At 40.5% G+C, this 12175-nt stretch carries 11 protein-coding genes; 7 read left to right on the forward strand and 4 right to left on the reverse strand.

The window, feature by feature from the left end; translation table 11 throughout:
• Positions 1-278: 278 nt before the first annotated feature.
• On the forward strand, positions 279-1019 hold the full coding sequence (gene truA / locus BW721_RS10005; RefSeq protein WP_076768335.1) for a tRNA pseudouridine(38-40) synthase TruA: 741 nt from the start codon (positions 279-281) through the stop codon (positions 1017-1019).
• A 44-nt stretch (positions 1020-1063) separates the two neighbouring features.
• Here truA and BW721_RS10010 read toward each other — a convergent pair whose 3' ends face one another.
• Complete coding sequence (locus BW721_RS10010) at positions 1064-2572, reverse strand: PTS transporter subunit EIIC (RefSeq protein WP_076768336.1); 1509 nt, start codon at positions 2570-2572, stop codon at positions 1064-1066.
• 18 nt (positions 2573-2590) lie between these two features.
• Entirely contained in the window at positions 2591-3268 is a 678-nt protein-coding gene (locus BW721_RS10015) for an N-acetylmannosamine-6-phosphate 2-epimerase (RefSeq protein WP_156892275.1), read from the reverse strand.
• Between the two features lie 158 nt (positions 3269-3426).
• On the opposite strand from BW721_RS10015, the gene BW721_RS10020 reads away from it, so the two are divergent.
• Positions 3427-4245 (forward strand): MurR/RpiR family transcriptional regulator, encoded by an 819-nt coding sequence (locus tag BW721_RS10020; protein ID WP_076768338.1) that lies wholly within the window; start codon positions 3427-3429, stop codon positions 4243-4245.
• A 181-nt stretch (positions 4246-4426) separates the two neighbouring features.
• Here the strand turns inward: BW721_RS10020 and fabV are convergent, their stop codons facing one another.
• On the reverse strand, positions 4427-5626 hold the full coding sequence (gene fabV / locus BW721_RS10025; protein ID WP_198031349.1) for an enoyl-ACP reductase FabV: 1200 nt from the start codon (positions 5624-5626) through the stop codon (positions 4427-4429).
• A 153-nt stretch (positions 5627-5779) separates the two neighbouring features.
• Between fabV and gloB the strand changes: the two genes are divergently transcribed.
• The 4 genes from gloB (at position 5780) to BW721_RS10045 (ending at position 10854) form a co-directional block, all read left to right on the forward strand.
• Positions 5780-6487: a hydroxyacylglutathione hydrolase gene (gloB, locus tag BW721_RS10030; protein WP_076768339.1), complete on the forward strand. Its 708-nt coding sequence runs from the start codon at positions 5780-5782 to the stop codon at positions 6485-6487.
• Positions 6488-6789: 302 nt separating this feature from the next.
• On the forward strand, positions 6790-7710 hold the full coding sequence (locus BW721_RS10035; RefSeq protein WP_076768340.1) for a peptidase U32 family protein: 921 nt from the start codon (positions 6790-6792) through the stop codon (positions 7708-7710).
• 15 nt (positions 7711-7725) lie between these two features.
• Positions 7726-9003, forward strand: coding sequence for a peptidase U32 family protein (locus tag BW721_RS10040; protein WP_232222916.1), 1278 nt, complete (start codon positions 7726-7728; stop codon positions 9001-9003).
• Between the two features lie 156 nt (positions 9004-9159).
• A complete protein-coding gene (locus BW721_RS10045) occupies positions 9160-10854 on the forward strand; it encodes an IS1182 family transposase (RefSeq protein WP_076768341.1) in 1695 nt (564 codons plus the stop codon).
• Here the strand turns inward: BW721_RS10045 and BW721_RS10050 are convergent.
• Positions 10848-11573, reverse strand: a complete 726-nt coding sequence (locus tag BW721_RS10050; RefSeq protein WP_076768342.1) for a MerR family transcriptional regulator — start codon at positions 11571-11573, stop codon at positions 10848-10850. The genes BW721_RS10045 and BW721_RS10050 overlap by 7 nt on opposite strands.
• 158 nt (positions 11574-11731) lie before the next feature.
• Between BW721_RS10050 and BW721_RS10055 the strand changes: the two genes are divergently transcribed.
• The gene (locus BW721_RS10055; RefSeq protein ID WP_076768343.1) at positions 11732-12163 is read left to right on the forward strand and encodes a pyridoxamine 5'-phosphate oxidase family protein; all 432 of its coding nucleotides are present in this window, start codon (positions 11732-11734) and stop codon (positions 12161-12163) included.
• The last annotated feature ends 12 nt before the right edge of the window (positions 12164-12175 follow it).

Genomic DNA, 12175 nt, shown 5'->3' on the forward strand with positions numbered 1-12175 from the left:
ATTTAGTAATAATCCAGAGGTTCAGTGTCGAAAAGAGTCTTGAACCTCTTAATTTAGTAATAATCCAGAGGTTCAGTGCTGAAAAGTGTCTCGAACCTCTTAATTTTGAGATAATCCAGAGGTTCAACGCCAAAAGCCACACCGAACCTCTTTAAATGCTAAAAATCCAAAGCATCACTCATCAAAAGCTCTCCATTCACATCCATCATTGAGCCTTTTCAATTTATTCGGTAAAATAGACCAGAACGAGTTTTGAAAACGAGGCGAGGAGCAACCCAATGAAAAATATCAAACTAACGATTGAATACGACGGCAGACGTTACCTAGGCTGGCAACGTCTGGGCGATTCTGATAAAACGATCCAAGGGAAAATTGAAAATATTATTCACGAAATGACAGGGGAAAAAATAGAGATTATTGGCTCTGGCCGAACAGATGCGGGCACCCACGCAAGGGGACAGGTGGCGAATTTTAAAACGGCATCTACGATGCCATTAGCTGATATGCAAGATTTCTTGAATCGCTATTTGCCGCAAGACATTGTAATCACCAAAATTGAAGAAGTTCACGACCGATTTCACGCGCGCTACAACGCAACAGGTAAACAGTATAGCTACTACATTTGGAATCAAGTTGTTCCCAATGCTTTTGAGCGCAATCGTAGCTATCATATTGCAGAAAAATTGGATTGCGATTTAATGGAAAAAGCAGGCCAAATATTATTAGGTACACACGACTTTATTGGTTTCTCTGCTCTTAAAAAAACGAAGAAATCAACCGTTCGAACAATTGAATCGTTAACGGTTACCCAAGAAGGTAGCATGATTCGTGTGACAATTTCAGGTAATGGCTTCTTGCATAAAATGGTACGAATTATAACAGGTACCCTAGTAGAAATTGGTTTAGGACATATGCCCATTGGAGCTATCGAAGAGATTCTGCAACAAAAAGTTCGCAAAGATGCTGGCGAGACAGTGCCGGCTCAAGGCTTGTATTTAGACGAAGTTTACTACAAATAAAAATTCAGCGACCAGCACAATATGGCTGGTCGCTGTATTTTTTATTAGTCTTCAGTACCCATAATTTGATTAATTTCTTGAGAAAGCAAGTCTGCTTTTCCGCCAAAGACAGCTTGGATGCCGCCTTGTACTTCAAATACGGCAGTTGCGCCTAAGCGTTTGATGGAATCTTTATCAACGATTGAGCCATCTTTTACTGAGACACGTAAGCGTGTTGCACAAGCTGTAACAGACTCAATGTTTGCGTCGTCGCCAAGTGCATGGATAATAATGTTTGCTTCATCATTCAATGATGATGGTGCAGAAACGGTTGTGTTTCCTGAATCAGCTACTAAGTCGCTGTCTTCCATACCAGGTACGTTTACGCTGAATTTCGTAATCAAGAAACGGAAAATAAAGTAGTAAAGGAGTGCCCAAACGATTCCGACTGGGATAACCCAAAGCCAGTTTGTTTTGTCATTTCCTTGAAGTGGTCCGAATAAGAAGAAGTCAATGAACCCACCTGAGAAGGTATTTCCGATACGGATGCTAAGTAAATCAGCAACGAAGAAAGAAACGCCGTCTAGGAAAGCATGAACCACATACAACCATGGAGCCACAAACAAGAACATATACTCGATCGGTTCAGTAATACCAGTTAAGAATGATGTTAGGGCACTACTGAAATAAAGTCCGCCGTTTTCTTTTCTATTTTTCTTAGGAATAGAATGATACATTGCTAACGTTGTTGCTGGTAAACCAAACATCATTGTTGCAAAACGACCAGCGAAAAAGCGTGTGCCGTAAGTGAATAAACCAGTGTGGTTTGGATCAGCTAATTGTGCAAAGAAAATATTTTGTGCGCCGGCAATTGATTGGCCAGCAACTACTTCTGTTCCACCTAGTGATGTATACCAGAATAATGGATAAATCGTATGGTGAAGGCCAACAGCACCTGTTAGTCTTAGTAAGAAGCCATATAAGAATGTTCCAAAGCTTCCCATTTGAGCAACTGCTTCACCTGCAGAAGTCATAGCTCCTTGAATCGGTGGCCAAATTATGAAGAAAATAGTTGCTAGAATAATAGCTGAAAGAGACGCGACGATTGGAATAAAGCGTGATCCACCAAAGAAACCTAAGAATTGTGGCAATTGAATTTTGCGATAACGATTATGTAAAATAGCAACCGTACTACCGACAGCGATTGATCCAACAACACCTGTGTCGATTGTTGCACCCTCAGCTGCAAAAAGTTGTAGGTAACCACTGATTGTCGCTGCGAAAACAACGTAACCAACACCACCAGCAAGACCAGCTGTTCCACGGTCACCGTTTGATAAACCAACTGCAATACCGATTGTAAAGATAAGCGGCAAGTTAGCGAAAACAGCATTACCAGCAAAGCTCATGACATTCAAAATAACTTGAAGCCAAGCAATATCTAAAAACGGATAAGCAGCTAACGTACTGGGGTTTGTTAAAGCACCACCCAATCCCAGCAAAAGACCAGCAGCAGGCAAGATAGCAATAGGTAGCATCATGGCTCTACCTATTTGAGAGAATTTTTTAAACATGTTTGTTCACTCCTTTTTTTATTTGTTTAAATGATTGATAAAACGACTAGCAATTTCCTTTGGACGTGTAATGGCGCCACCGACAACAATACCAGCTACCCCAATTTCTTGAATCGTTTTAGCTTGCTCAGGAGTATGGATTTTACCTTCAGCAATCACATCAACACCGGCATCAACTAATTGTTTGATTAGATCAATATCTGGCCCATCTTGTTTAGTGCTGTAATCGGTATAACCACTTAAGGTTGTCCCAATAAAATCAATACCAGCTTGGAAAGCATTCATGCCTTCTTCAAAAGTTGAAATATCAGCCATAAATAGTTGATTTGGGTATTTTGTTTTAATGTCATGAATAAATTCATTAATAGTTTTGCCATCAAAACGCTCACGTTTCGTACAATCAAGGGCAATAACTTCAACACCTGCTTCAGCCAATTCATCGACTTCTTTCATAGTTGCCGTAATAAAAGGGGCTTGAGGTGGGTATTCCTTTTTGATAATACCAATAATTGGCAGAGTGACTTTTTCCTTAATTTGCTTAATATCTCGAATAGATTCAGCACGAATCCCAACAGCACCAGCTTGTTCAGCAGCTAGAGCTAGTAAGGGCATAATGCCACCTTCTTCTGTATATAAGGGTTCACCAACTTGTGCTTGGCAAGAGACAATAATGCCATTACGCATCTTGTTTAACATCTCGTTTTTCTTCACGGATTTTTCCTCCATTTTTTATTTATTTTCGGAGTTTATCTCCACAAATAGAATATAGCACACGCTTTCATATTTGTAAATAGCTAAATAAAATGGTCAACTTCGTGTATAATAAGCATACAACTAAGAAAAGGACTGACTTTATGGGACTTGCTCAAACGATATTAGAAAACTATCATGCGTTAACGAAATCAGAGAAGATAATTGCTGATTATCTATTGGATGAAAAGGAACAGACCGCTTATAAAACCATGAAAGATGTAACAGATGCCGTTAAGGTTGGCGATGCGACTTTAATTCGTTTTTGTCAGAAGCTCGGTTATTCAGGTTTTTCTGATTTAAAAATAGCGATTGCTAAAGATGAATTTACTAGTCAATATGAAGAAGAGAGTACAGATAAGTTTTATGATCAGATTCTAGATAATCAAATTAAGGTTTTGGAATCGACTAGACAACTGATTGATCCAGAAACACTTTTAGACGCCATCAATCATATTACGAATGCAAAGCGTATTTATATTATCGGAGTGGGATCGAGTGGCTTGTCTGCGGCTTCCTTGGAAAAAATGCTGTTGAGGGTAGGCGTTCATGCCAACCATACCATTGATCCGCATTTTCAAGCTCATGCCTTATCATTATTAGATGAAACTGATTTGGTGATTTGCTTTTCATTGAGTGGTCGCACAAAGGACGTCTATGATTCCTTGGCCATCGCTAAAAAGAATCATTGCCCGATTATTGCGATTACCAATTTTAAAACGTCACCTATTGCGGAATTGAGTGATATTGTTTTGCAAAGTGCGAATGAAGAGTTTTTTGATGGGGGTTCGTTAGCTGGAAAGATTTCCCAACTTTATGTATCAGAAGTATTGGTGCGAGGGTATGAAATCAATAACAAAATTCAAACAGTGGAATTACGTGAAAAAGTCTTACGGTCTATTCTAGACAAATTTATTGATTAAAAAGAGAGTGGGAAAAAAGGCGTTCAGCCCCGAATCACTGGAGCGAATAAGCGCAAGATGGTTGCAGACCATCTGAGCATGATTCGTGAAGTGGACGTCGGGGCTGCCTTTTTGAGCACATTTACGCTATATTATTCGGGTATAGGAAAGAGGTTGGTAATTTTTCCAACCTCTTTTTTTATTAAAATTCTAACGCTTTTAAGTCGTCAATTGTAACTGCTTCTTCGACATAACCATCAACATCGAAGCCGCTTAGATTCATGAATTCTTTCATGAACATGCTGTAGCCTGTTTTGTCTGAATTGAAGTTTCCTTCGTTAATCTCTTTAATGAGTGCTTCCGTTTGAGCTTGGACTTCTGGATCAAGTTCCCAGCTGTCTGGGCGTAAGCGGCCAAGTTCATCATACTCAGCTTTGTCGCCGTAGACCATATCTCTAAAGGTGCGGTCGATATGCATAATCGGTGTTTCATGCGTGCCATTGTCAGCCATCACACGGTAAAGTCCCATGCAGTAAACAGGGAAAAATGGAATAACTGAACTTGCTTTAGTCGTGACAGCTGTTGCAATGATAATGGTCGCTTTACCCTTAATGTCTGTTAATAGGTCATTAATATGAACTGCTTTTTCTTCACAATCTGCTTTGGCACGACCGAGTGTGCCGTCACCGTAGTAAGGTTTATTTAAATCAGAACCCAGGTAAGAATAGTTGGTTGTTTGAACGCCTTCTGCTAGAACATCAGCTTCTTTAAGAGCTTGCATCCAGAATAACCAGTCTTCACCACCCATAACACTGACTGTATCAGCAATTTCTTCTTCGGTGGCAGGTTCTAAAGCCTGTTCGTAAAATTCTTGTTTCTCAATGTTAATGTTTGGTCCAACAACATTTTGTCCGATTGATTTGATAACAGAGTTGATTCGTTCGCCCGTTTCAGGATTGATACGGATTCCTGAAGCCAAACTATAAACCACTAGATCAATTTTTCCGCCAAATTCTGCTTTGATGTAATCAATAACATCTTGCTTTGTTTGGTTGCTGAAGGCGTCTTGGACAAAGTTTTTAGCGATTAAGCCTTCTTTTTCTGCGGCTTGTTTAAAGTAGATGTTGTTATACCAGCCAGCAGAACCTAAGCTTCGCTCTGACTTTGGTCCTTTTTCAAAAGAAACGCCAATCGTATCAGCACCAGCTCCAAAGGCTACGTTGATACGAGAAGCCAATCCATAGCTAGATGAGGCGCCGATAATCAATACTTTTTTAGGGCCTTCATAGTGGCCTTGTTCTTTTACATAGTTAATTTGATTTAAAACATGTTGTTTACAGCCAATAGGATTCACGCCTAGAGAGACGTTCCCACGCATTTTATGTTCGAATTTAATCATCATTACCTCCAAAAGTGTTTCATAGTAATACAATAACAAAAAAGCACATCATTGGGTAGTATATCTATCATGAAAGATTCATTATTTTTTAATAGTGGTCGAATCGCAACTAGGATTGTTATAATAGAGAAAATGAAAGATGGAAGGAGAAAAATAATGACGACTCACATTCATCCTATTTCTGCTTTTACGGATAATTATATTTGGCTGCTCGAACAAGAGGGACGGGTTATTATAGTTGATCCCGGCGAATCAGAGGGCGTGTTAGCTTATATAAAACTTAAAAATCTAATTCCAGAAGGGATTATTTTGACTCACAAGCATGATGATCATACAGGTGGTGTTTTGGAAATTGTAAACCGTTACCCTGAAACGCCTATCTATGGTCCGATTGAGACCGGTCATTTAGCAACAACTGTTGTAAAAGAAGGCGACAGCATCCAACTTTTCAACCAAACCTTCGAGGTTATTAAAACGGCAGGACATACAGAAGAACATATTAGCTACCTCACTACCGATGCTCTTTTTTGCGGTGATGCCTTATTTTCTGCTGGATGTGGTCGCGTCTTTACTGGTGACTACCAAGCCCAATACGATGCCCTTCAAAAATTAAATAAGTTGGCAGACACTGTCGTCGTTTATCCAGCCCATGAATATACAGAAACTAATTTGCGTTTTGCTAAAACGCAGGAGGGCGGAAATTCAGCGATTGACCAAGCATTAGAAGAGACCATTCAATTGCGCCAAGCGCATAAACCGACCTTGCCAACGACGATGGCAAAGGAACGGATGATTAATCTATTCCTGCAAGCAGAAAATTTAGAGTCATTCATTCAATTGCGACAAGCACGAGATCAGTTTTAAGGAAAATAACCAAGTAGAATTAAAAAGAGAGCCAGTCGACATTTTTTCCGAATAAATGTCAACTGACTCTTTTTTTTCGTCACTCGACATATTCACTCCGTAACCCCACTTTGTGCCTCTAGTCGCAAACTTTTAAATGTGATAAAATGCTTGTGAAACGACTGATATGTGAAATTTTTACATCTGATAAAGACTATAAATATGGCTATGCAGCTATTAAATGTGTCTATATGAACATTTAATTTTTGATGTAAAAATAGATTGCATAATAAATGATTCACAAAAAGAAAGAAGGTTACTGAATGATTGAGTTGATTGCAACAACTGAATCGCTTGAACAAGGAAAGTTACTCCTAGAAGCTGGCGCTGACCAGTTAATAGTAGGAGAAGAGGTCTTTGGGTTGCGTGTTCCAGGTTATTTAAGAGATGATGAAATTGGTGAGTTAGTGGCTATCGCCCATCAAATGGGTAAGCAAGTTATTGTTGCTGCTAACGCGATTCTCCACAATGACAAAATTGAACAAGCACGACCATTCTTGAAGCGAATGAAAGCATTAAAGGTTGATAAACTAATGGTAGGAGACACAGGGCTCATCCAGATTATGAAAGATCCTGACTATTACATCCCCTATATTTATGATGCATCTGTGTTGGTGACGAGCCACGGCCAGATAAACTTTTGGAAAAAGTATGGGGCTGTCGCAGCGCTAATTGCTCGAGAAGTTCCCTATGTCGAGCTAGAATTGCTAGTTCCAAAAGCAGAATTGCCCGTCGTGACGCAAGTTTACGGCGCACAATGCATTCATCAAAGTAGACGAGAACTCCTTAATAATTATTTTAACTACATTGAAAAAGACGCATTAAATTTTGAAGACCGCCATCTCTTTTTATCTGAACCGGGTAAGGATGATACTCATTATGCCATTTACCAAGATAGCCACGGCACTCATGTGTTTGCCAACAAGGACTTGAACTTGATGGTGCAGTTGCCGATGCTAGCTGATATTCATGCAGACAATTGGTATTTAGATGGTCTTTATACACCGGGGCAAGCCTTTGTCGAAGTGGTCACTGTTTTCCACCAAGCGCGTACGCTAATCGAAAATAATGAGGCGACGCCTGAATTGCTGGCGCAGTTAAATGAACAAATCATCACCCATCACCCTGAAAATCGAGAAACCGATACTGGCTTTTTCCTTTATTCAGCGGATAAAGTGCGATAAGAGAGGAAGCAAATAATGAATACAACAATGAAACGCCCAGAATTACTAGCACCAGCGGGCACCTTGGAAAAATTAAAAACAGCTATCCACTATGGTGCTGATGCTGTTTATATTGGTGGCGACGCCTATGGTCTTCGGAGCCGAGCAGGAAATTTTTCTTTTGAAGAAATGGCAGAAGGGGTTGCCTTTGCCCATGAAAGAGGTGCCAAAGTTTATGTGGCTGCTAATATGGTAACCCACGAAAATGATCAAATTGGAGCAGGCGATTTCTTCCGCACCATTCGGGACATCGGCATCGATGCTGTTATTGTGTCCGACCCTGCTTTGATGCAGATTTGTGCCGCAGATGCGCCTGGCCTTGATATCCATTTATCTACCCAACAATCGGCAGTGAACTATGAAACACTTAACTTTTGGCAGGATGCAGGGTTGACCCGTTGCGTACTCGGTCGAGAGGTTTCTATGGCTGAGGTAGCAGAAATTCGTGCCAATACTGACGTAGAAATCGAAGCCTTTATTCACGGAGCGATGTGTATTTCTTACTCAGGTCGTTGTACCCTATCCAACCATATGGCTGACCGCGATGCTAATCGTGGCGGTTGTTGCCAATCTTGCCGTTGGAAATACGGTTTGTTTGACCTTCCAACACTCGGTGACCGCCAAATGGTCGGCAAGGGCGAGGAAGGAATTGACGAGGCCTTTTCGATGAGTGCTGTTGATTTATCAATGATTGAGCACATTCCTGACATTGTTGAGAACGGTATAGATTCCTTGAAAATTGAAGGTCGGATGAAGTCCATCCACTACGTTTCCACCGTTGTTAATGTTTACCGCAAGGCACTGGATGCTTACATGGCAGATCCAGACAACTACGTTTTACAAGAAGAGTGGTTGGACGAACTGTGGAAAGTAGCCCAGCGTGAGCTAGCCACAGGTTTTTACTACGGCAAACCGACAGAGAATGAGCAACTATTTGGAGAGCGTCGTCGCAAGCCTCGCTATAAATTTATCGGCCAAGTGCTTGATTATGATGAAGCAACCCAAATCGCGACTATTCAACAACGGAATCTCTTCAAAGTGGGTGACCAATTAGAATTTTACGGACCAGGCATGCGCCATCATCCAGAATTACTAGTCGAGATGTGGAATGAAGAAGATGAAAGTATCCGTTCAGCTCCTCATGCGATGCAAATTGTTAAAATGAAGGTTAGCCAAGCTGTTAAGCCGCAGGATATGATTCGAAAAACAATCGTTGAACGCAGCCGCCTTCGCCAAAAAGTAGCACAAGATTAAAAATCAGGGGACTGGGAAAAAACTCAGTCCCTGAATAAAGAAAATCCCCAACTCTTTCTAAATTGAAGGAGTTGGGGATTTTATTGTTTTAAAAGACATAGTGAGCCAAATACCTTATAATTTAAGTACGACCAAAAACCAAAGGAGTGACTCACCATGTATCAAAATTATAACACAATGGAGACGGCCTTAGCACTACAATTGGATTTTACAATCCCGAGTGATCACGAAGCACGCCTCATCAGCCGTTTCGTCGATTCGATTCCTTCGGAATTTCTCCTGGAAGAGACGTCTCATACAGGTCGCCCTGCCTTTCATCCCGCGATGCTTTTGAAGATGTGCTTATTTGCCTATAGCCGCACCACATTTTCCGGACGCAAAATGGAACGCATGAATGAAGAATCGATTCCCATGAAGTGGTTGACAGGCGACACTTCTGTTAGCTACAAGACAATCAACAATTTCCGTTCAAGCGAGCATGCATCAAAGCTTATTAAGTATGCCTTCATTCTTTTCACAACACTCTTGAGTGACAACGGCTTGATTCACGAAGATGCGTTATATATCGACGGTACGAAGATACAAGCCGATGCAAATATTTATAGTTTTACTTGGAAGAAAGCAATCGAACGCTATGAAGCAAAACTCAATGATAACGTTTCGAAATTGTATGATGAACTCGTCCAAGCAAAAGTAAACCTCGCTTTATCGGAAGAGACATTGAAAACAGCAGAAGGTATTAAAGAAATAATCGGTTCTCTCGACAAGGAACTTGTGGCCGTCGAAGCTGCGATTACAGAAGAAAAAGTGGTTCCTAAAGGTGGTTCGGAACAGAAGCGACGTCGTCGCATCCTCAAAAAATACCGGAATAAATGTAAAAAAGATTTCTTACCGCGTAAGCAACGCTATGAAGAAGCAAACGCCACATTTGAAGACCGAAACAGTTTCTCTAAAACAGATACGGACGCAACGTTCATGTGCATGAAAGAAGATCCGATGAAGAACCGTGAGTTGAAACCGGGCTATAATCTTCAGGTCGCATCGAGCAATCAGTTTGTCATCGCCTATGATATTTTTTCAAATCCGACGGATACACGCACGTTTATCCCTTTTTTGGAATCCATTCAAACGTTGGATTTATTCACGTATATCGCTGCAGATGCCGGTTATGGCAGCGAAGAAAATTACGAGGCGGTTCTGGATACCTTTGGTAAGGTTCCGCTCATCCCATACGGCATGTATCATAAAGAAAACACTAAAGCCTATCGCTCTAATCCTAAACACCGCTATAACTGGGATTATGACGAGATCGAGGATGCCTATACAGATTTAGACGGTGTACGCTTTAGTTTCTCGCATTACAGTACGCGAAATGATAAGAATGGTTTTCAAAGACAATTTAAAGTATACAAGGCTGATGTGGAACAACAGGACGAGTCGCGCAATCAATTAGCCAAGACACCGAAAGGTGCCCAGCGCCAGACAGCGGTCAACTATAACTGGGAATACTTCAAGCAGCATGTAAAAGAAAGCCTTGAGAGCGATCGTGGAAAAGAAATCTACGCACAACGAAAAATCGACGTAGAAACTGTTTTTGGTCGTATGAAAGGTGTATTTGGCATGCGCAGAACTCATGTCAGAGGCAAGCAAGCCGTTCATAATGACATCGGGATCATGCTTATGAGCATGAATCTTACAAAACTAGCCCTTGAGGCTAGAAGAAAAGCGGAAGCTTTTTACAAAAATCCAGTGAAAAATAAAAATCGCAATGAAACAATCAGAATTATGATTATTTCATTACGCTTTTTTTATTTAAGGCTAGTTATTTCCCAGTCCCCTGATTTTTATTGATGGTTATCAGCGTAGATAGCCATGGCATCGCGCATAAATAGCGCCAATCCATCACCAAATTGATCAATATTTTTTCTGAAACGATCATCGTCTACATACATCTGACCTAATCCCTTAAATGCTTCAAGAGAATAAGTCGCAATCGACTGTAAATGGAGATACCACTTTTCAATCGACTCTTGAGCTTGTTTAGAAGCCGGGTCTAAATGACGAACTTCAGCCAAATCACGGAAGATTTGATTGAATCGATCTTGATCTGTTGCCGTCATCTTACTCACGTTTTGATTGGCTTGGTCGACTGCATCGTTTCCCCAACGCTTCCGGGCCTCTTCTTTGTAAGGGTTATGTTTAAAATCAAAGCCTTTAAATTGTTCTTCTTTACTCATTTGTCTCTCTCCTTTTCCTGCTTCTATTGTTTTTTCAATGGTTTCAATCATCTGCGCCAGCTTCTTTTGCTTGTCCAGCAGCATCTGATGTTGCAATATTAATGCGTCTTGCCGGTCAAAATCGGGTTGATTAAGAATATCTTTTATTTCTTTCAAAGGAAAACCAAGTTCCTTAAAAAAGAGAATTTGCTGCAGGCGCAGGAGGTTTGTATCTGAATACAAGCGATAACCTGCTTCGGTCAGTTGGTCTGGCTTAAGTAAGTCAATGGCATCGTAGTGATGCAAGGTACGGACGCTAACACCGGTTAATTGAGCAACTTCTTTTATTTTCATCTGATTCTCTCCTTTCTTCCTTACTATAAACCATGACGTAAGGTTAGGGTCAATACTTTACGAAAAAAATAAAATTGTGACAAAAAGCACATAATGGTGAAAAGTAAAATAGGCCTGTGATATAATGATATTATCAAGAAGCAAAAGGGAGTATCCAAATGAATATTGAAACTATTATGCAAATTTTGCAAGATCAAATGAAAGTTGCTGTTTTTGCAACTGTTGATGAAGATAATAAACCTCATGCTCGTCACGCAAACATCGGAGTTGCTAACGAAAATGGTGTGTTTTTCATGACGCATCCACGAACTGACTTCTATAAACAACTCCAGCATAATCAAAATGTTGCGCTAACAGCTATGTCTGAAGAGGGTTACTTGATTCAAGTGATTCGTATTGAAGGACAAATACGCCAAATTGGTAAAGAGCACCTACAAGAAGTGTTGAAAGACAATCCATATGTGCAACATGTTTATCCCAATGAATCGGATCGTCAAGGGGCACAAGTTTTCCAACTCTATAAGGGAGAAGGATTTTATCATAGCTTAACGCAAGGCCATCGCTATGTCTTTAGTTTTGACGCTGAATAATCATTAACCTTC

Origin of the sequence: Jeotgalibaca sp. PTS2502 (assembly GCF_001975685.1) — a bacterium.
GTDB lineage: Bacteria > Bacillota > Bacilli > Lactobacillales > Aerococcaceae > Jeotgalibaca > Jeotgalibaca arthritidis.